This is a genomic window from Stenotrophomonas sp. YJH_SMC_69, assembly GCF_059370495.1.
This window is the reverse complement of the sequence record NZ_JCAFTS010000001.1, coordinates 318,885-338,242: the sequence shown is the minus strand read 5'-3', so window position 1 is coordinate 338,242 and position 19,358 is coordinate 318,885. Positions and strand designations below refer to the sequence as shown.

The following is a 19,358-nucleotide window of genomic DNA, read 5'->3' as shown; positions in this document are numbered from 1 at the left end:
ACGTTTCTTTCATCGACGGACCTGCCCATGCACTGGAGCATCCTGTGTGACTTCGATGGCACCATCAGCCTCGAAGATGTCATCGACTCGCTGCTGGAGAAGTACGGCCAGCCGGGCTGGCAGCAACTGGAAGACCAGTGGAAGGCGGGAAAGATCGGCTCGCGTGAATGCATGCAGGGCCAGGTGCGGCTGCTGAAGCTGGACCCGGCCACGCTCGACGCGCACCTGGACCAGGTGCAGATCGATCCGGGCTTCGCCGCCTTTGTCAGCCGCGCCGAACAGCTGGGCGTGCCGCTGCGCATCGTCAGCGACGGGCTGGACTATGCGATCCACCGCATCCTCGCCAACCACGGCCTGTCGCGACTGCCGGTGGTGGCCAACCACCTGCGCTGGTGCGAAGACCATTGGGAACTGGAGTCGCCCTACCAGGCCGAAGGATGCCGCAGTGGTACCTGCAAGTGCACCTGCGCCGCGCAGGCGCGTGTCGACGAAGCACCACGCGTGCTGATGATCGGCGATGGCAGCTCGGATTTCTGCGTCTCCGAAGATGCCGACTTCGTGTTCGCCAAGCGCCGCCTGATCACCCATTGCACGAAGGCCGGCATCGAGCATGCCGCCATCGATGCCTTCCACGATGCAATCGCACTGTTGCCGCGCTTGCTCGATGGCAGCCTGCTGCAGCCACGTCGCCTCGACGCCAGCCCGCAGCCCGCCGCACTGCCCCTGCTGCTGGCCACCGCCTGAGCACTCCCTTCCAGGCGCGCTCCCCCGTCACCCCTTTCGAACGTCCTTCACGGAACCGAACTGCATGAACATTTTTGACAAGAACGCCGACGCGGCTGCCTCCGACGCGCAGCTGCTGGCCGACGAAGCCCGCTACAGCTCCTTCGGCGACACCGTCCACTACGTCGACCCGCCGAAGATCTTCCAGCGCGGCGAAGGAAGCTACATGTTCGATGGTGCGGGCGTGCCCTACCTCGACCTGCAGATGTGGTACTCGGCCTGCAACTTCGGCTACAGCAACAAGCGCCTGAACGACGCGCTGAAGGACCAGATCGACACCCTGCCGCAGGTCGCCAGCCAGTACCTGCACCCGACCCGCGTGCAGCTGGCCAAGACCATTGCCGTGGACATGCACCAGAAGTTCGGCCTCGACGGCCGCGTGCACTTCAACGTCGGCGGCGCGCAGGCCATTGAAGATTCGCTGAAGATCGTGCGCAACGCGCGCGGCGGCAAGAGCCTGATGTTCGCCTTCGAGGGCGGCTACCACGGCCGCACCCTGGGTGCCTCGTCGATCACCTCCAGCTACCGCTACCGCCGCCGCTACGGCCACTTCGGCGAGCGCGCGATGTTCATCCCTTTCCCGTACCCGTTCCGTCGCCCGAAGGGCATGACCCCGGACGAGTATTCCGACCACTGCGTGTGGCAGTTCGAGCGCCTGTTCGAAAGCGAGTACAACGGCGTGTGGGATCCCAAGGTCGGCCAGGCCGAGTACGCCGCGTTCTACGTCGAGCCGATCCAGGGCACCGGCGGCTACGTCATCCCGCCGCGCAACTTCTTCACTGGCCTCAAGCGCGTGCTGGACAAGTACGGCATCCTGATGGTCGTCGATGAAATCCAGATGGGTTTCTGGCGCACCGGCAAGCTGTGGTCGATCGAGCACTTCGGCGTTACCCCGGACGTGCTGGTGTTCGGCAAGGCGCTGACCAACGGCCTGAACCCGCTGTCGGGCCTGTGGGCGCGCGAAGAACTGATCAACCCGACCGTGTTCCCGCCGGGCTCCACCCACTCCACCTTCAACTCCAATCCGCTGGGCACCCGCCTCGGCCTGGAAGTGCTGAAGCTGGGCAAGGAAATGGATTACGAGCGCACCGTGCCGGAGAAGGGCGCGTACTTCCTGGACGGCCTGCGTGGCCTGCAGAAGCGTCACCCGGAGATCGGCGACGTCGACGGCCTGGGCCTGGCCCTGCGCGCCGAGATCTGCCAGACCGACGGCTACACCCCCAACAAGGAACTGCTGGACCGCATGGTCGACATCGGCCTGGCCGGTGACCTCCTGCACGACGGCAAGCGCATGGGCCTCGTGCTCGACGTGGGTGGCTGGTACAAGAACGTGATCACCTTCGCGCCGTCGCTGGACATCAGCTACGAAGAGATCGACCTGGCGATCACCCTGCTCGACCAGGCGCTGACCAAGGCCAAGGGCTGAGGTCGATGCGCTGCCGGTTCCCGTGCCGATGGAGATGACGTCACGCGCATCCAGCACCGCGCTGGAACCGGCCGCGCTGCTGGAGGGCTTCCTGGCCCACCCGCCGCTTGGATTCGAGGCAGGCCTGCTTCCCAGCGGCCTGCCGACCTTCCGTGCGCCGCTCGACCTGACCACCACGATGGACGACGACCTGCGCGGCAAGCTGCTTGGCTTGCCGCTGTCGCGCCTGTGGCGGCCCTGGATCACCTGGAAGACCCGCTTCGTCGGTGCCACCAGCACCGAGTACACCCCGTTGCCCGCGCACGTCGCACCAGAGGCATTGGCCGAGGACGTGACGCGTCACGCGATCGGCGATTCCCGGCTGCTGGTGGTCAAGGACCTGGCAATCGATTCGCCGCTGCTGGACGACGCGGCCAATGCACACAGCAGCGCCTTCCTGCAGGCGCTGCTGGCACGCGGCTTCGTCGAACTGGAAGGCATGCCGCTGGCCTGGGTGGCGATCGATTTCGATTCGATCGATGGCTATCTCGGACGCCTGTCGTCCTCGCGCCGCAAGAACATCCGGCGCAAGCTGCGCTCGCGCGATGGCCTGCAGATCGACTGCATCGGCACCGGCGATCCGGCCCTCGCAGACCCGCGACTGCAGGCCGAACTGTACGCGCTGTACCTGGGCGTGTTCGCGCAGAGCGCGGTGCACTTCGACCAGCTCGACCTGCCCTACTTCCAACACCTGCTGGCCGACAGCCAGGGCCAGGGACGGATGTTCCTGTACCGCCACCAGGGTCTGCTGATCGGCTGGAACCTGTGCTACATCCACGCCGGAAAGCTGGTGGACAAGTACATCGGCCTGGCCTACCCGCAATCACGCGAGCACAACCTGTACGCGGTCAGCTGGATGCACAACCTCGAGTACGCGCTGCAGCACGGCCTGAGCCACTACGTGGCCGGCTGGACCGACTCGCGGATCAAGGCCGAGCTGGGCGCCCGCTTCACCTCCACCCGGCACGCGATCCACGCCCGCTCCCCGCTGCTGCGCGCTGCCCTGCGCAAGCTGGCCCCGTACCTGCAGGGCGAACCTGATGGAGGCGGTTGAACGATGTCGTCGCGTTTTCCGCTGATCCTGGACCTGGACGGTGGCGTACTGCCGCTGCCACAGGCGCAGACCCTGGCGCTGCCGCAGTGGCACGATCCGCTGCGCTTCGCCTGCAGCACTTCAACCCTGGACCGTTTCGCCGCTGAAGTGCTGGCACCGCTGCCGGCCCAGCTCGGCACGGTGATGCTCGGCAGTGGCGACTTCCACCACCTCAGCCTGCCGCTGCTGCGTCGCATGCGCGCGCACCAGCCGTTCCAGCTGGTGGTGCTGGACAACCATCCGGACAACATGCGTTTCCCGTTCGGCATGCACTGCGGGTCGTGGGTGAACGCGGCCAGCAAGCTGCCGCAGATCTCGCACATCCATGTGCTCGGCATCACCTCCAGTGACATCGGCCTGGGCCACGCCTGGGAGAACCATTGGCGCCCCCTGATGGGCGGGCGCCTGACTTACTGGTGCATGGATGTGGACGTGGGCTGGGGCCACCGCCTCGGCAGCGGCCGTGCATTCCGACGGTTCGAGCACCCGGAGGCACTGGTTGCCGCATTCGCCGCCGAGCAGGCCAAGTCGCCGCAACCGACCTACCTGTCGATCGACAAGGATGTGTTCGCCGAGGACGTCGCCCGCAGCAACTGGGACCAGGGCCGCTTCCAGCTGGAACACGCACTGGTGGTGATCGAAGCGCTGCGCGCCGGCGGCCTGGTCGGCAGCGACATCACCGGCGAAGTGTCGCTGGCCAACTACCAGAGCCGCTTCAAGCGCTGGCTGTCGTCGCTGGATGGTCAACCTGACGTCAGCGCCGAGGATCTGCCGATGTGGCAGGCACGGCACCAGCAGGTGAATCGCGAACTGCTGGCGGCGATGGCCGCCGTGCCGACCGCCTGCTGACCGCGCCGGTCGTGCCGGCCGCTGGCCGGCGTGGCTTCGGTAGTGCCGGCCGCTGGCCGGCAACCTCATCGTTCCCAGGCTCGCCGGGATGCCGGCCAGCGGCCGGCACTACACTGGACTCCCGCCCCGGAGCCTCGCGATGCCCCAGACCGTCATCCCGCAACTGCGCATGCGCCATGCCGACACCACCCTGCCGTTCTACGTGCAGGGGCTGGGTTTCGTGGTCGACTGGGAACACCGCTTCGAACCCGGCTTCCCGCTGTTCGCCCAGCTCACCCGCGACAGCCAGACGATCTTCCTCACCGAACACAGCGGCGACTGTGAGGTCGGCGGCGCGGTGTACTTCATCGTTGAAGACGTCGACGCCCTGCACCGCGCCTTCAGTGCCGCCAACGTACCGATCGAGCAGCCACCGCACGACACCGGATGGGGCAGCCGCGAGATGCTCCTGCGTGACCCGGACGGCAACCGACTGCGCTTTGCCACCCACGTGGACTGAACGATGCGGGCTTGAGGCGGATATACGGAACATATATGCTTCGTATATCCATTCCGCCAGGACCGCCCATGGGCATCGTCAACATTGATGACACCCTGCACGACCAGCTGCGCCGTGCCTGCACCGTCTCCAGCCGTTCGATCAACGCCCAGGCCACCTTCTGGATCCGGGTCGGCATGCTGTGCGAGATGAACCCCACGCTGAGCTTCCAGGACATCGTCGCCAGCGAACTGCGGGCAGCCGGGGTGCAGCCGCAGGCGCTGGCGCCCGGCCGGGCCTGACATGACGATGATCAAGCAGCCGCACGAAATCGCGTTGCTGGCCGAATCCGGGCGCCTGCTGGCGCAGGTATTCGCCGCGCTCGACCAGCTGCCGCTGCAGGGACGCAGCACGATGGAGATCAACGACTTCGTCGAGCGCATGATCGTCGATGAGCTGCAGGCGCGGCCGGCCAGCAAGGGCCAGTACGGCTTCCCGTATGTGCTCAACACCTCGATCAACAACGTGGTCTGCCACGGCGTTCCCAGCACCACCGACGTGCTGCGCAACGGCCAGATCGTCAACCTCGACATCACCCTGGAGAAGAACGGCTACATCGCCGACTCCAGCACCACCTACCTGGTCGGTGAGGTCGACTACGCCGCGCGCAGGCTGGTGCAGGCCACCTACCAGGCGATGTGGAAAGGCATCGCTGCGGTGCGCCCGGGAGCGCGCCTGGGCGATATCGGCCACGCCATCGCCCGCCACGCGCGCAGCCACGGCTACAGCGTGGTGAAGGAATACTGCGGCCATGGCATCGGCCAGCAGATGCACGAGGAACCGCAGATCCTGCATTACGGCCATCCCAACACCGGCATGGTGCTGGAAGAAGGCATGGTGTTCACCATCGAGCCGATGCTCAACCAGGGCAAGCCGGCCATCCGTCAGCAGCCGGACCAATGGCCGGTCTACACCCGCGACGGCAAGCTGTCGGCGCAGTTCGAGCACACCGTGGCGGTCACCCGCAGCGGCGTGCGCGTGCTGACCCTGCGCCCCGGCGAAACCCCGCAGTGCGCGGTGGACGCGGCCTAGAGCGGGCGCAACAGCAGCAGCGTGGCGAGGCAGGACATGAAGACCGCCACGGCGGCATCCAGCACCCGCCAGGCGCCCGGCCTGCGGAACACCGGCTGCAACAGGCGCGCGCCATAGCCCAGCGTGCAGAACCAGGCCACGCTGGCGGCGCAGGCACCGGCGGCGAACGCCCAGCGCAGGTCACCGGGGTAGCGCGTGGACAGACTGCCCAGCAGCACCACCGTATCCAGATAGACGTGCGGGTTGAGCAGCGTGAACGCCAGGCAGGTCAGCAGTACCTGCCGTCCGCTGCCGCCCTGCGCCTCGGCGGCGGCCAGGGCACTGCCACCGCGCCACGCGCGCAGCCCCGCCCGCAGGCCATACCAGAACAGGAAGGCCGCACCACCGAAGCGCAGCACCTGCAGCAGCAGCGGCCACTGCAGCACCAGCGCGCCCATGCCGCCAACGCCAGCAAGGATCAGCGCGATATCCGCGCCGGCGCAGGCCAGCACTACCGTCCCCACATTGCGCTGCTGCAGGCCCTGGCGCAGCACGGATGCATTCTGCGCGCCGATGGCGATGATCAGGCCGGCACCTGCGAACAGGCCGGCGGCGGTAGCGGCAATCCACATCGGGACAGGCCAGGCAGCGAGGGGACGCGCAGGGTGCCGCCAACCGCCTTGATTAGACAAACTGATTTTTCTTTATCCTGTGCAGGAAAACTGAAGAGGCACCGGCATGGACCTGGTACACCCGCAACTGGCCGCGTTTGCCGCGGTGCTGGAGGAAGGCAGCTTCGAGGCTGCGGCACGCCGCCTGTCGATCAGCCCGTCAGCACTGTCGCAGCGGATCAAGGCCCTGGAGGACAGGCTCGGGCAGGTACTGGTGGTGCGCCAGGCACCCTGCCGGCCGACCGCCGCGGGTGAAGCGCTACTGCGCCGGGTGCGACCGATGCAGGCGCTGGAGGCCGAGGCATTGGCCGAGCTGCTACCCGAGCGTGGCAGCGACGCTGCGCACACGCCGATCCCCCTGGCGGTCAACGATGACTCGCTTGATACCTGGTTCGTGCCGGCCATCGCCGACCTGCACCAGCGCCACGGCTATCTGTTCGACCTGCGCATGGACGACCAGGACCACACTCTGCAGCTGCTGCGCGATGGCAGCGTGCTCGGCGCGGTCACCGCCGAAAGCCAACCGGTGAAGGGATGCAACGTGCACCCGCTCGGCGCGATGCGCTACCACGCCATCGCCTCGCCCGGCTTCGCCCGCCAGTACTTCCGCGATGGCATGCAGGCCGCAACCCTGGCGCACGCACCGATGCTGGTGTTCAACCGCAAAGATGAACTGCAGTGGCGCTTCGTGCGGCGCCTGACCCGCGCGCGGCTGCAGCCGCCGCTACACTACCTGCCCTCCTCCACCGGTTTCGTCGAAGCCGCCGCGTGCGGACTCGGCTGGGGCATGGCTCCGGAAACCCTGGTCGCGCCCGCCGTGCGCGCCGGCCGCGTGGTGGTACTGGAACCCCGCCGCTGGCTCGATGTGCCGCTGTACTGGCAGCATGCCGCCGTGCGCTCAAGCACGCTGCAGCACATCACCCAGGCACTGCGCACTGCGGCCAGAGGCACCCTTCGTTGAGGACAAACCGATGATCGCAGACCCGGGCTTCACGCTGCACGCACTACCGTTTGCGCACTTCTTCACTACTGGGACGGCATGGGCGTGATCGGCCGACGTACAAGGATGCACCGCGCGAAGGCCGCGCTGGCGCTGGCAGCCTGCCTGCCATTCGCTGCCGCCGCGCAGCCCACCAGCAACGCACCGGCATTGGACTGGGAACAGGCACGGCAACGCCTGGAGCAGGTCTCCGATGCGTTGGCCGCTGCCGACGCCGCCGTGCGCAACAAGCAGGACCTGCAGGACGCGACCCGCCTGCTGCGCCTGCCGGAGATCACCGGCGAAGTGCGCCGGCTGCAGTTCCAGAAGACGCTCACCCTGCCCCTGGGTTCGCTGGCTCCGGTGGCCGAGGCCTTTGGCATCGACTCGCCGCTGTCGTTCACCGAACGCGACTGGCGTACCCGCCCGGTGGTGACTGCAGTACTGCCGCTGTACACCGGCGGCGTGATTCCGGCCGCGCAACGTGCGGCCAGTGCCGCCCACGAACAGGCCAGCGCCGAGCGCGAAGCACAACGCCAATCGCTGACCGTGCAGCTGGCCCAGGCCTATTTCGGCCAGCGCCTGGCCGAGCAGGCGGTGGACGTGCGCCGCGATGTGCGCGATGGCCTCAACCGCCACCTGTCCGACGCAGAGAAGCTGGAACGCGAGGGCTTCGCCACCCGCGCGCAGCGCCTGCAGGCCACCGTGGCCCGCGACAAGGCCGAGCGCGAATACCAGAAGACAGTGAACGACCTGGCCACGCTGAAGGCCGCACTGGCCACGCTGCTGCGCAGTGGCGGCGAGGTGCAGCCGGTGTCGCCGCTGTTCGTGCAGCGCGTGCCACTGGAACCGGTGGCCAGCTTCGAACGCACCGCGCAGGCGCGGCAGCCGCAGATCGCGCGCCTGCGGGCGATGGTGGCGCAGGCCGAACAGGGCGTGCGCGTGCAGCAGGCCAAGCTGAAACCACAGATCTTCGCCTTCGGCCAGTACGACTTCCGTCGCCGCGACGAGATGCTAACCGATCCAGACTGGGCGTTCGGCATCGGCCTGAAGTACACCTTTCTGTCGCCGAACTCGCGGCCGGCGCAGATCAGCGCCGCGCGTGCGCAGCAGGACCAGGCCGAAGCGGGCCTGCGCGAGGCCGAGAACCAGGTCGCGCTGGGTGTGCGCAAGGCCTGGAACGAGCTGGAAACCGCACGCCAGCAGTACGTGCTGCTCGACAGCAGCATCGCCCAGGCACAGGAAAACCTGCGCCTGCAGGAGCTGGCGTTCCGCGAAGGCCAGGCGACTTCGCTGGATGTGATCGACGCGCGGCTCGGCCTGGGTGGCGCCCGCGTCGAGCGCGCACAGGCCGCCTACCAATACGATATTGCGCTGGCACAGTTGCTGGAGATCAGTGGACAGATGGACCGTTTCGAAGAGTTCCGGCGGCGGGCGGACGAGGTGATCGACCATGAGTGATGTGCTGCACGACGATGCGACGACGCCCCCGGGCAAGCGCCGGTTGGGACCGATCCTGGTAGTGGTGCTGCTGGTCGTGGTGGTGCTCGGCCTGTGGCTGGCCTGGCGCAGCCCGGCCGACCAGATCCAGGGCATGGCCGATGCGGACACGATCAACGTGGCCGCCAAGATCACCGCGCGCGTGGCCGAACTGAAGGTGCGCGAGGGCGACCGCGTGCAGGCCGGGCAGGTGCTGTTCCTGCTCGACAGCCCCGAAGTGGCCGCCAAGGAACAGCAGGCGCACGGCGCTTTGGCCGCCGCACAGGCAGTGGCCGACAAGGCCGACGAAGGCGCGCGCAGCGAAGACATCCGCGCCGCCGAAGCGAACTGGAAGCGGGCCGAAGCCGGTGCGACGCTGGCTGAAGCCACTTACCAGCGCGTGCAGAACCTGTTCAACGAAGGGGTGATGACCCGGCAGAAGCGTGATGAAGCGCATGCCCAGGCCACCAGTTCGCGTGAGCTGGCCCGTGCCGCGCGCGCGCAGTACGACATGGCCCTGGCCGGCGCGCGCGAGCAGGACAAGCGTGCCGCGCAGGGCCAGGTGCAACAGGCACAGGGCGCGGTGGCCGAAGTCAACGCCGCGCGTGTCGAAGTGGAAGGGCGCGCGCCGGTGGCCGGCGAAATCAACAAGCGCATGGCCGACCCGGGCGAACTGGTGCCGGCCGGCTACCCGGTGTTCACCCTGGTCGACATCGACCGCATGTGGGTCGCCATGAACCTGCGCGAATCGCAGATGCAGGGCCTGAAGGTCGGCAGCAAGCTGCAGGGCAGCGTGCCGGCGCTCGGCCTGGACGGCGAATTCGAGGTCTACTTCATCAATCCGGCCGGCGACTATGCAACCTGGCGTACCACCCGCCAGTCGTCCGGCTACGACGTCCGCAGCTTCGAGGTGCGGGTGCGCCCGGTACGCCGCATCGAGGGCTTCCGCCCCGGCATGAGCGTGCTGTTCGCATGGCCCCAGCACTGAGCCCCGGCCGCGGCGGCTTCGCCGCCAGCTGGCGGCGCGAGCTGCAGTCGCTGCGCGGCAACCGCGCCGACCTGCTGCTGGTCACCGTGCTGCCGCTGCTGATGCTGGTGGTGATGGCGTGGATGTTCACGCCTTCGGTGATGCGCGACATCCCGATCGCGGTGGTCGACCTCGACCACAGCAGTGACAGCCGCCTGCTGCTGCGCATGCTCGACGCCAGTCCCGGCGTGCGCGTCGCCAGCCAGCCGGTGGACCTGGAAGACGCACGTTCGCAGCTGCGTCGGCTGGATGTGTTCGCCATCGTACTGGTGCCGCGCGATGTCACCCGGCAGGCGTTGCGTGGACGCCAGGGCACGGTGTTCGCCTATTACAACGCCACCTACATGACCACCGGCCAGTCCGCGTCGCGCGATATCGGCGACGCGGTCTCGGCCTGGAACGCGCGCCTGCTGCGCGAGCGCATCGGCCTGCAGGTCGGCCCGGGCAAGCTGCGCGCGGCACCCATCGCGGTGCAGTCGGACATTCTGTACAACCCGGCACGCAGCTACGAGCTGTTCCTGCTGCCGTTGATCTTCCCGGCGGTATTGTCGCTGGTACTGGCACTTGCAGTGGCCGGCAGCCTTGGCCGCGAGATCCGCGACGGCACCCTGCCCGCCTCGTTGGGCCGCACGCCATGGCCGGCGATTGCCGGCAAGGTCGCGCCATACATCCTGCTGTTCTCGCTGTATGGCGCGCTCGGCATCGGTTACCTGGCCTGGCTGCGCGGTGACGGCGTGGCCGGCAGCGTGCTCCTGCTGCTGCTCGCACAGCCACTGTTCTACCTTGCCACGGCCGCCTACGCGTTGTTCTTCGTCGGCGTCACCCGCGACATGGGTACCGCGCTGTCCGCAGTCGGCCTCAGCATCGGCACCGCGTTGGCCTTCTCCAGCGCCACCTTCCCGGTGCTGGACGGCCCTCTGTTCACCCGCATCTGGCATCAACTGCTGCCACTCAGCGCCTACATCAAGCTGCAGACCCAGCAGCAGTTCATCGGTTCGCCGCTGCAGGTTTCGGTGTGGCCGCTGGCCACGCTGTTGTTGATGGCGGTGGTGGCAGGAGGCGTCGGCGGCCTGCGCCTGATCGCCTTTGCGCGCACACCTGCCGCCGCACAGCCCGCAGGGGCCGACGCATGAGCGCACTCTGGCGCAGCCTGCGGCAGACCCTGATGGCAGTGCTCTGCGACCGCTACGCGATCGTGGTGATGGTCGGGGCGGTGATCCTGTACTCGTTCTTCTATCCAGCCGCCTACCGGCACCAGGTGGCCGGCAACCTGCCGGTGCTGGTGGTGGACGAAGACCACAGCGCGACCAGCCGCGAGCTGCTGCGCAAGCTCGACGCACTGCGCGTTGCGCGCGTGGTCGGTCAACCCGCGGACGTCGACAGCGCACGCCGGCAGCTGGAAGCCGGCCATGCCGAGGGGATCGTCGTGATCCCGGCCAATCTGGAGCGCGACATCCTGCGCGGCCACCCGGCCAAGCTGGTACTGCTTGGCAACGGTGCCTACCTGGGACGCGCCAGCTGGGTGCTGGGCAGCGTGGCTGACGCGCTGGGTGCGTTCGGGCGTGATGCCGTGGTCGGCCAGGCCGCCTTCATGGGCGCACCGCAGGCACCACCGGTCACGCTTGTGCAGCGCCCCCTGTACAACACGCAGGAAGGCTATGGCAGCGCCATCGTTCCCGGCGTGGCCGAGCTGATCGTGCACCAGACGCTGCTGATGGGCATCGGCGTCCTGCTCGGCGGCCGCCGCCTCGCGCTCGGCCGGCGCCTGCGCTTCGACCTGCCGACCCTGGCCGGCATGGCACTGGGCTTCGGCCTGATCGGCCTGTTCGGTCTGTTCTGGTATGCCGGGTTCACTGCCTGGGTGCAGGACTATCCACGCGGAGGCAACCCGCTGGGCCAGCTGCTGGGTGGCACGCTGTTCATCGCGGCGACGGTGGCCTTCGGCCTGTTCGTCGGCAGCTTCTTCCGCACCCGCGAACGCGCCTTCCAGTACATCATCGCCACCTCGATCCCGCTGTTCTTCCTCGCCAACCTGTCGTGGCCCTCGGTGATGACGCCACAACCGCTGGTCTGGCTGGCGCAGCTGCTGCCGACCACCTCCGGCATCAACCTGATGGTGCGCCTGAACCAGATGGACGCCAGCCTGGCCGAAGTCTGCCACGAACTGATCACCCTCACCGTCCTGCTGCTGCTCTACGGCAGCCTCGCCACCTGGCGCCTCCTCGCAAAAAAGGGGACGGAGGGGATTAAGTCGTAAGCGGCCGGTTGGGGGATTACGACTTAATCCCCTCCGTCCCCTTTTCCTGCAATGAAGAACGCCGGCGCGAGGCCGGCGTTCGAGTACTGCCATGTGGAAGGGGAAAAACGGGGGCCGTCGGCGATTGATCAGCGATAGACGCGTTCGCAGCGGCGCTCGACCACGCGGTCGCCATTCTTCTGCTGGCTGTTGCCCTGGATCTGGCGGCCCGCCGCACCACCGGCAACAGCACCGGCCACGGTAGCGAGCTTCTTGCCATTGCCGCCGCCCACCTGGTTGCCCAGCAGGCCGCCGATCACCGCGCCAGTGGCCGTACCGGCGATGCGGTTCGGATCGCGCGAGTTGCGCTGCACTTCCACGTTCTTGCAGACCACGCGGCTGCCATCGTTGAATCGGCGTCCTTCATCACGCGGACCATAGGTCTGCGCGCCGGCCACCGACGAAGCCGCCAGCAGGGTGCCCAGCACAAGCAATCGGGTCGAGGTCTTCATGGCCATCTCCTAGGTTCCGGTATGGCGCAAGTGTCCTCCCGCGGCTGGCAACCGGAAGTGAAATGCGCGTGTCCGCGGCCTCATCGGCCATCGCGCGTTCAGGAAGAAAATCCGCGCCCATCACGATCAGCCAGCGTGATGGGCGCCGTCTCCCTGCCGGCATTGCCCTTTGCTAGAACTCTTCCCACCCCCCGGCATTGGCCGCCAGTGTCGGCTCGATGCGCGGCGACAGCGTTGCCGCCCTGCGCACCGGGGTGACCTTCGCGGCCACCGCAGCCAGGGCCGGACGCACGGCTGCAGCCGCCGTTACCGCGCCGGTGCGGAACACCGAAACCGCCTCGGCCAACAGGTTCGCCTGCTCCTCCATGGAACGCGCCGCAGCACTGGCCTCTTCCACCAGTGCCGCATTCTGCTGCGTGGTCTCGTCCATCTGCACCACCGCCTGGTTCACCTGTTCGATGCCCGAGCTCTGCTCCTGCGAGGCAGCAGAGATATCGGCCATGATGTCGGTCACGCGCTGCACGGAAGCAACGATCTCGCCCATCGTGGTGCCTGCCTGTCGGACCAGGGCCGATCCATCGGCGACCTTGCCAACCGAATCCTCGATCAGGCCCTTGATCTCCTTGGCCGCACCGGCCGAGCGCTGTGCCAGCGTGCGCACCTCACTGGCCACCACCGCAAAGCCCCTGCCCTGCTCGCCGGCACGCGCGGCTTCCACCGCCGCGTTCAACGCCAGGATGTTGGTCTGGAAGGCAATGCCATCGATGACCGAGATGATCTCGGCGATCTTCTTCGACGAGGCCTCGATGGCCGACATCGTGGTGACCACCTGGCCGACCACCTCGCCGCCCTGCGAGGCGACACCGTGCGCACCGATGGCGAGCTGGTTGGCCTGGCGGGCGTGCTCGGCGTTCTGCTTCACGGTGGAGGTCAGTTCCTCCATCGACGCCGCCGTCTCTTCCAGGTTCGCCGCCTGCTGCTCGGTGCGCCGCGACAGATCGGTGTTGCCCGAGGCGATTTCGCCTGCCGCCAGATTGATGCTGGACGCGCTGGCCTGGATGCGCCCGACGATCTGCTTGAGCTGATCGACGGTGGCATTGCAGTCATCGCGCATGCGGGCGAACACGCCGTGGAAGTCGCCCTGCATGCGTACGGTGAGGTCACCGCGCGAGATCGCCTGCAGCAGGCTCGACACCTGCACCAGGTTCTGGTCGGTGGTCTGCATCAGGCGATTGAGCCCGGCCACCATGTCGCGGAAATCGTAGGCGAAGCGATCTTCATCGCCGCGGAGGCTGAAGTCGCCCGCCGCCGCGGCCGTCGCCAGCCGGCGGATCTCGCTGTTGATCGCCGACAGGCTGGTCTTGGTCTCGTCCATTGCCTGGGTGATCGCCGCCTTCTCGCCCGGCAGCGGATCCATGTCCACCGACAGGTCGCCACGGGCGTAATGCTTCATCACTTCGATCAGCCGGTTCTGTACCTGCACGTGTGAGCCGACCAGCGCGTTGGTCTCGTGCACCATGCGCCCGTAGTCACCAGGGAAGGCACTCTCGTCCATGCGATAGCTGAGGCTGCCGGCATCGTGCTGGCGGGCCAACTCGCCCTGCGCCGCCATCACCGACTGCAACTGCGCCTGCATGCGCTGCATCGACCTGAGCAGCTGCGTGACCTCATCGTTGCCGGAGGCGTCAATGCTGTTGTCCAGCCGCCCATTGGCGATGCCGTCGGCCAGCTTCACCGCGCCTTCCAGCGGGCGGGTCAGGCTGCGGGTGATGGCCCAGGCGGCCAGCGAGCCCAGTACCAGGCTCAACACGCCGAACACGATCGACAGCGTGCCGGTCCAGGATTCGGTTGAACGGTATTCCTCGCGGCTGCGCTCGGTCAGTGTCTCCTGATGCCGCAGCAGGGTCGAGATCGCTTCGTTCCACGCGGTTGCCAGCCCCTGCTCGGCAAGCAGTTCCTTGGCCGCGCCGTCGAAATCCCCGGCCTTCATGCGCTCGTGAAGACGCCGGGTGGAGGCGTCGGTGGCCTTGCGTGCCGCGTCGATTTTCGCCACCAGGGTATCGCCGGTCGCGTCGCGCGGAATCCTGATGTACCTGGCCCAGATACCGTCGTAGGTCTGCGACAGCTCCTGCGCCTTCTGATAATCCCTGTCGAAATCCTCGCCGCGCTTGATCACCATCAGGCGGCGGTGCATCAACACCGCGTTGTTGGTATCCAGCATGTCGTTCAACAGCCGCATCTTCACCATGTTGACGTCCACCACTTTCTCGAACTGGGCGGACTTCAGGTGATTTCCGTACAGCGCCAGGCCAACGATGGCCACGATGAACAGCAGCAGCAATCCAAACCCGGCACCCAGCCGGGATCCCACTCGGAGGTTGCGTAAGGCGAGCATCTCAATTCCCTTGATCATGGCCGTACGATCGATGGCGGCGCAGCGCGGGGAAACTTTATGGGTCGATATTATTGTATCGATCCAAATCTCTGGAACTATGCAGACAGGTGTGAAGGACACACTTAATGGAGGTGGTTATTCCTGCCGGGCATATCAATGCACGAGCACATCAATCGCAGTCATCACGCAGCGCTCGCGAGTCGTGACCGCAGAAACCGTCACTTGATGCACGGAGGGGGAGGATGAAGCCCATCGATCCCGGCACCCTTCTGTCCAGAGGAACAACGCGCTGCTTCGCGACTACCGTCAGGGCTGCAATCTGGCATCTGCCATCGCAGGGCCCCGACCCTTGAGTATTTCAACCCTGATGAAGGGGTCCAGACCCCATTACAATCGACTGCCACTGATCTCCCACTTATTGACCTTCAAGTCAATAAAACCGCAGTCATTGAGATTCTCGTCGCTCTGGAAGTAGGAGACGGGAAGGTCACCCCATGCTGCACGGACCCACGCGCTGCGCTGAGGCAATACGATCGAGGAGTGCATGGAAACTGCGTACTTTCTACTCATGCCTGTCCACGGAAATTGACTCCCAGGACGGGGCGACGGAAATTTCCTCAAGATACCGCTCAAGGTCTCTGAACGGAGAGACCCCTATAGCAGCGAAGGAGAACCACACGGCATCGCACTCGTCGCAGACAAATATCTGAACGCCGCGCTCCTTTACTTGAGCTTTCAACACCTCACCCTGCTCACAACGGGGACAGATCAAACTCCCCCCACCTCACCGGAGACGCAGATACAACGTTACTGACCATCCCAGAAACAATTTTCCAGACCTTTATTGCCGATGATACAGGAGGAGAATCTATTTCCATCACCCAGCCAGTCATCACTGACAGTGGAAGTTGAACGCGCCCGAGGGGGTCCTGCTGCCGATGGCACCAATCAATGAAGAAGAAGACTTCGGGCGAACTCTCTACCAGCTGATGGCCCTGCTATTGGCGATGGGTCACGTCGTTTTCTTCCCTGCAAACCGGCGCGCGCCACGACGGGAGTGCCGAGCACTTGACTCAGCAAAGAAGTTTGCCAAACCCCAGCATGGGTCCCCAAAGCATCCGGCGCTCAGCCATGTCCAACGCACAGGGAACAACGCTACAGTCGACATATGACGCTCATCCTGCAGATCGAAGGCTGTGCCATTCACGACATCCCCAGCCTGTATGCGGAGATCAACCGCGTGTTCATGGCCGGCGAGGACTGGCAGCTCGGGCCAAGCCTGGACGCCCTGGATGATCTGCTGCATGGCGTCTATGGCGTGTTGGCCGGCCATGAGCGGGCCACGGTGATCTGGAGTGATATCGAGCACAGCCGCGCCGCACTGGGACGAACTACCACATGCCAGTGGCTGCAGTCCAAGCTGGAAGCCCCGGGCACCTTCAACACGCGGACCATTGCGCGCCAGCTGGACGCCCTGCAACAGGGCGAGGGCCCAACCTACTTCGAGATCGTGATGGATATCTTCGCCAGCCACCGGCAGATCACCCTGGTCCCGGCCTGACCTCGTCGCTGTGCGGTACCCGCCTGCCACCGGTGGCGGCAGCCCTGTGCCCCAGCAGTTACCATGGACGGCCCTGTACCCGCTCCGTTGCCGCTGCCCTCCGGCGCGAACGGACGCCCCGGATTCACGAGCCCCATGTCCAAAGAAAAGTCCGCCGAACACACCCCGCTGATGAAGCAGTTCTTCGCAGCCAAGTCCGAGTATCCGGACCTGCTGCTGTTCTTCCGCATGGGCGACTTCTACGAGCTGTTCTACGACGATGCGCGCAAGGCCGCGCGCCTGCTCGACATCACCCTGACCCAGCGTGGCAGCTCCGGCGGCGCGCCGATTCCGATGGCCGGCGTGCCGGTACATGCCTATGAAGGCTACCTGGCGCGGTTGGTGGCGCTGGGCGAGTCGGTGGCGATCTGCGAGCAGATCGGCGACCCGGCGCTGGCCAAGGGCCTGGTCGAACGCAAGGTGGTGCGCATCGTCACCCCCGGCACCGTGACCGACGAAGCGCTGCTGGACGAACGCCGCGACACCCTGCTGATGGCGCTGTCGCGCACGAAGCAGGGCTACGGCCTGGCCTGGGCCGACCTGGCCGGTGGCCGCTTCCTGGTCAATGAAGTCGAGACCGACGACGCGCTGGAAGCCGAACTGGCCCGACTGGAGCCGGCCGAGCTGCTGGTGCCCGACGAGGAGAACTGGCCCGACTTCCTGCGCCACCGCACCGGCGTGCGCCGCCGTGCGCCGTGGCTGTTCGACGCGGACAGCGGCCGCCGCCAGCTGCTGAACTTCTTCAAGCTGCACGATCTGAGCGGCTTCGGTATCGATGACAAGCCACGTGCCACCGCCGCCGCCGGCGCCCTGCTCGGTTATGTCGAGGAAACCCAGAAGCAGCGCCTGCCGCACCTGACCTCGATCGCGATGGAAACCGCCGCCGAGGCGATCGCGATGAACGCCGCCACCCGCCGCCACCTGGAACTGGATACGCGCGTCGACGGCGATACCCGCAATACCCTGCTGGGCGTGCTCGACAGCACGGTGACGCCAATGGGCGGGCGCCTGCTGCGCCGGTGGCTGCACCGCCCGCTGCGCCTGCGCGAGGTGCTGGTGCAGCGCCACCATGCGGTGGAAACCCTGATCGATCGCGGCAGCGATGCCGACATCCGCGAACAGTTCCGCCGCCTCGGCGACCTGGAACGCATCCTGACCCGCGTCGCACTGCGTTCGGCGCGCCCGCGTGATTTCTCCACCCTGCGCGATGGCCTGGGCCTGCTGCCGGCGGTGCGCGAAGTGCTGGCGCCGCTGGATTCACCGCGCCTGCAGGCACTGCATGCCGCCTTGGGCGAGCACGACGCGTGCGCACAGCTGCTGGCCAGCGCCATCGCCGAAATGCCGCCACTGAAGCTGAGCGACGGCGGCGTGCTGGCCGATGGCTTCGATGAAGAGCTGGACGAGCTGCGCCGCCTGTCCACCCATGCCGACCAGTTCCTGGTTGACCTGGAACTGCGCGAGCGCGAGAGCAGCGGCATTCCCACCCTGAAGGTGGGCTACAACCGCGTGCACGGCTACTACATCGAAATCAGCAAGGGCCAGTCCGATCGCGCGCCGGTGCACTACACCCGCCGCCAGACGCTGACCAATGCCGAGCGTTACATCACCGAAGAACTGAAGGCATTCGAGGACAAGGTGCTGTCCGCGCGCGACCGTTCGCTGTCGCGCGAGAAGTACCTGTACGAGCAGCTGCTGGACACCCTCGGCGAACAGCTGGAACCGTTGAAGCAGTGCGCCGCTGCGCTGAGCGAACTGGACGTGCTGGCCGCCTTCGCCGAACGCGCGCAGGCGCTGGACTGGTCGCGGCCGGAACTTGAAACGGCACCGTGCCTGAAGATCGAGCGTGGCCGCCATCCGGTGGTCGAGGCGGTGCGCGAGCAGCCGTTCGAACCCAACGATCTGGATCTGCATCCGGACCGCCGCATGCTGGTCATCACCGGTCCGAACATGGGTGGTAAATCGACCTACATGCGGCAGAACGCGCTGATCGTGCTGCTGGCCCACATCGGCAGCTTCGTGCCGGCCAGCCGGGCGCTGATCGGCCCGATCGACCGCATCCTGACCCGCATCGGCGCCGGTGACGACCTCGCCCGCGGGCAGTCGACCTTCATGGTCGAGATGGCCGAGACCAGCTACATCCTGCACCACGCCACCGCGCATTCGCTGGTGCTGATGGACGAGATCGGCCGTGGCACGTCCACCTACGACGGCCTGGCGCTGGCCGACGCGGTGGCCCGCCACCTGGCCTACCAGAACCGCTGCTACACGCTGTTCGCCACCCACTACTTCGAGCTGACCGCGCTGGCCGACGAGCAGCACGAGGGCGGCCGCAGCGGCATCGCCAACGTGCACCTGGATGCCGTCGAGCACGGTGAAGCGCTGGTGTTCATGCACGCCGTTAAGGACGGCCCGGCCAACCGCAGCTTCGGCCTGCAGGTGGCCGCACTGGCCGGCCTGCCGCGCGCCACCGTGGCGCAGGCGCGCCGTCGACTGGCCGAGCTGGAACAGCGCGGCGGTGAGAGCCATGCCGCCGAGCTGGCGCCGCAGGCATTGGATGCACCGCAGCAGTTCGGCCTGTTCGCGGCGCCGTCGAACAAGGCACAGGAAGCACTGGCCGCCATCGATCCGGACGAACTGACGCCGAAGCAGGCACTGGAAGCGCTGTACCGACTGAAAGCACTGCTGTAACCGCAGCACGCACCCCTGGCTTCCCGCCGCCA

At 66.7% G+C, this 19,358-nt stretch carries 17 protein-coding genes; 14 read left to right on the top strand and 3 right to left on the bottom strand.

Features of this window, described 5'->3' with window-relative positions; all coding sequences use genetic code 11:
• The first annotated feature begins 27 nt into the window (after window positions 1–27).
• The 7 genes from AC5P8F_RS01625 (at window position 28) to map (ending at window position 5,760) form a co-directional block, all read left to right on the top strand.
• Complete coding sequence (locus tag AC5P8F_RS01625) at window positions 28–744, top strand: MtnX-like HAD-IB family phosphatase (protein ID WP_329768008.1); 717 nt, start codon at window positions 28–30, stop codon at window positions 742–744.
• A 64-nt stretch (window positions 745–808) separates the two neighbouring features.
• The gene (locus tag AC5P8F_RS01620; protein ID WP_014646426.1) at window positions 809–2,209 is read left to right on the top strand and encodes an aspartate aminotransferase family protein; all 1,401 of its coding nucleotides are present in this window, start codon (window positions 809–811) and stop codon (window positions 2,207–2,209) included.
• Between the two features lie 28 nt (window positions 2,210–2,237).
• Complete coding sequence (locus AC5P8F_RS01615; protein ID WP_329768007.1) at window positions 2,238–3,302, top strand: GNAT family N-acetyltransferase; 1,065 nt, start codon at window positions 2,238–2,240, stop codon at window positions 3,300–3,302.
• 3 nt (window positions 3,303–3,305) lie between these two features.
• A complete protein-coding gene (locus AC5P8F_RS01610; protein WP_046429619.1) occupies window positions 3,306–4,190 on the top strand; it encodes an arginase family protein in 885 nt (294 codons plus the stop codon).
• 139 nt (window positions 4,191–4,329) lie between these two features.
• The gene (locus tag AC5P8F_RS01605; RefSeq protein WP_329768400.1) at window positions 4,330–4,689 is read left to right on the top strand and encodes a bleomycin resistance protein; all 360 of its coding nucleotides are present in this window, start codon (window positions 4,330–4,332) and stop codon (window positions 4,687–4,689) included.
• A gap of 68 nt (window positions 4,690–4,757) precedes the next feature.
• A complete protein-coding gene (locus AC5P8F_RS01600; RefSeq protein WP_014646422.1) occupies window positions 4,758–4,970 on the top strand; it encodes a ParD-like family protein in 213 nt (70 codons plus the stop codon).
• Window positions 4,971–4,977: 7 nt separating this feature from the next.
• A complete protein-coding gene (gene map / locus AC5P8F_RS01595; RefSeq protein WP_049441570.1) occupies window positions 4,978–5,760 on the top strand; it encodes a type I methionyl aminopeptidase in 783 nt (260 codons plus the stop codon).
• On the opposite strand, the gene AC5P8F_RS01590 is transcribed toward map, so the two are convergent.
• Complete coding sequence (locus AC5P8F_RS01590) at window positions 5,757–6,371, bottom strand: LysE/ArgO family amino acid transporter (RefSeq protein WP_049441497.1); 615 nt, start codon at window positions 6,369–6,371, stop codon at window positions 5,757–5,759. The two genes, map and AC5P8F_RS01590, sit on opposite strands and share 4 nt — an antisense overlap.
• A gap of 106 nt (window positions 6,372–6,477) precedes the next feature.
• Between AC5P8F_RS01590 and AC5P8F_RS01585 the strand changes: the two genes are divergently transcribed.
• From AC5P8F_RS01585 to AC5P8F_RS01565, 5 genes are all read left to right on the top strand, one after another.
• On the top strand, window positions 6,478–7,371 hold the full coding sequence (locus AC5P8F_RS01585; protein WP_049441496.1) for a LysR family transcriptional regulator ArgP: 894 nt from the start codon (window positions 6,478–6,480) through the stop codon (window positions 7,369–7,371).
• 78 nt (window positions 7,372–7,449) lie between these two features.
• Window positions 7,450–8,850 carry a TolC family protein gene (locus AC5P8F_RS01580; protein ID WP_014646418.1) on the top strand — a complete coding sequence of 467 codons (1,401 nt, stop codon included), beginning with the start codon at window positions 7,450–7,452 and terminating at the stop codon, window positions 8,848–8,850.
• Window positions 8,843–9,856, top strand: a complete 1,014-nt coding sequence (locus AC5P8F_RS01575) for an HlyD family secretion protein (protein WP_049419414.1) — start codon at window positions 8,843–8,845, stop codon at window positions 9,854–9,856. Before AC5P8F_RS01580 ends, AC5P8F_RS01575 begins: the two co-directional genes overlap by 8 nt.
• A complete protein-coding gene (locus tag AC5P8F_RS01570; protein WP_046429612.1) occupies window positions 9,841–11,028 on the top strand; it encodes an ABC transporter permease in 1,188 nt (395 codons plus the stop codon). Before AC5P8F_RS01575 ends, AC5P8F_RS01570 begins: the two co-directional genes overlap by 16 nt.
• Window positions 11,025–12,152, top strand: a complete 1,128-nt coding sequence (locus tag AC5P8F_RS01565; RefSeq protein WP_046429611.1) for an ABC transporter permease — start codon at window positions 11,025–11,027, stop codon at window positions 12,150–12,152. Before AC5P8F_RS01570 ends, AC5P8F_RS01565 begins: the two co-directional genes overlap by 4 nt.
• A gap of 128 nt (window positions 12,153–12,280) precedes the next feature.
• Here the strand turns inward: AC5P8F_RS01565 and AC5P8F_RS01560 are convergent, their stop codons facing one another.
• On the bottom strand, window positions 12,281–12,649 hold the full coding sequence (locus AC5P8F_RS01560) for a glycine zipper 2TM domain-containing protein (protein WP_014646414.1): 369 nt from the start codon (window positions 12,647–12,649) through the stop codon (window positions 12,281–12,283).
• 166 nt (window positions 12,650–12,815) lie between these two features.
• Window positions 12,816–15,038 (bottom strand): methyl-accepting chemotaxis protein, encoded by a 2,223-nt coding sequence (locus AC5P8F_RS01555; RefSeq protein WP_329768398.1) that lies wholly within the window; start codon window positions 15,036–15,038, stop codon window positions 12,816–12,818.
• A gap of 1,168 nt (window positions 15,039–16,206) precedes the next feature.
• Between AC5P8F_RS01555 and AC5P8F_RS01550 the strand changes: the two genes are divergently transcribed.
• Complete coding sequence (locus tag AC5P8F_RS01550) at window positions 16,207–16,599, top strand: barstar family protein (protein ID WP_126411850.1); 393 nt, start codon at window positions 16,207–16,209, stop codon at window positions 16,597–16,599.
• Window positions 16,600–16,734: 135 nt separating this feature from the next.
• Window positions 16,735–19,326, top strand: a complete 2,592-nt coding sequence (gene mutS, locus AC5P8F_RS01545) for a DNA mismatch repair protein MutS (protein ID WP_049441490.1) — start codon at window positions 16,735–16,737, stop codon at window positions 19,324–19,326.
• Window positions 19,327–19,358: the final 32 nt, after the last annotated feature.

Coding starts and splice junctions, on each gene's coding strand:
- AC5P8F_RS01625 (WP_329768008.1), top strand. CDS start 28: ATGCACTGGAGCATCCTGTGTGACTTCGATGGCACCATCAGCCTCGAA.
- AC5P8F_RS01620 (WP_014646426.1), top strand. CDS start 809: ATGAACATTTTTGACAAGAACGCCGACGCGGCTGCCTCCGACGCGCAG.
- AC5P8F_RS01615 (WP_329768007.1), top strand. CDS start 2,238: ATGGAGATGACGTCACGCGCATCCAGCACCGCGCTGGAACCGGCCGCG.
- AC5P8F_RS01610 (WP_046429619.1), top strand. CDS start 3,306: ATGTCGTCGCGTTTTCCGCTGATCCTGGACCTGGACGGTGGCGTACTG.
- AC5P8F_RS01605 (WP_329768400.1), top strand. CDS start 4,330: ATGCCCCAGACCGTCATCCCGCAACTGCGCATGCGCCATGCCGACACC.
- AC5P8F_RS01600 (WP_014646422.1), top strand. CDS start 4,758: ATGGGCATCGTCAACATTGATGACACCCTGCACGACCAGCTGCGCCGT.
- map (WP_049441570.1), top strand. CDS start 4,978: ATGATCAAGCAGCCGCACGAAATCGCGTTGCTGGCCGAATCCGGGCGC.
- AC5P8F_RS01590 (WP_049441497.1), bottom strand. CDS start 6,371: ATGTGGATTGCCGCTACCGCCGCCGGCCTGTTCGCAGGTGCCGGCCTG.
- AC5P8F_RS01585 (WP_049441496.1), top strand. CDS start 6,478: ATGGACCTGGTACACCCGCAACTGGCCGCGTTTGCCGCGGTGCTGGAG.
- AC5P8F_RS01580 (WP_014646418.1), top strand. CDS start 7,450: ATGGGCGTGATCGGCCGACGTACAAGGATGCACCGCGCGAAGGCCGCG.
- AC5P8F_RS01575 (WP_049419414.1), top strand. CDS start 8,843: ATGAGTGATGTGCTGCACGACGATGCGACGACGCCCCCGGGCAAGCGC.
- AC5P8F_RS01570 (WP_046429612.1), top strand. CDS start 9,841: ATGGCCCCAGCACTGAGCCCCGGCCGCGGCGGCTTCGCCGCCAGCTGG.
- AC5P8F_RS01565 (WP_046429611.1), top strand. CDS start 11,025: ATGAGCGCACTCTGGCGCAGCCTGCGGCAGACCCTGATGGCAGTGCTC.
- AC5P8F_RS01560 (WP_014646414.1), bottom strand. CDS start 12,649: ATGGCCATGAAGACCTCGACCCGATTGCTTGTGCTGGGCACCCTGCTG.
- AC5P8F_RS01555 (WP_329768398.1), bottom strand. CDS start 15,038: ATGCTCGCCTTACGCAACCTCCGAGTGGGATCCCGGCTGGGTGCCGGG.
- AC5P8F_RS01550 (WP_126411850.1), top strand. CDS start 16,207: ATGACGCTCATCCTGCAGATCGAAGGCTGTGCCATTCACGACATCCCC.
- mutS (WP_049441490.1), top strand. CDS start 16,735: ATGTCCAAAGAAAAGTCCGCCGAACACACCCCGCTGATGAAGCAGTTC.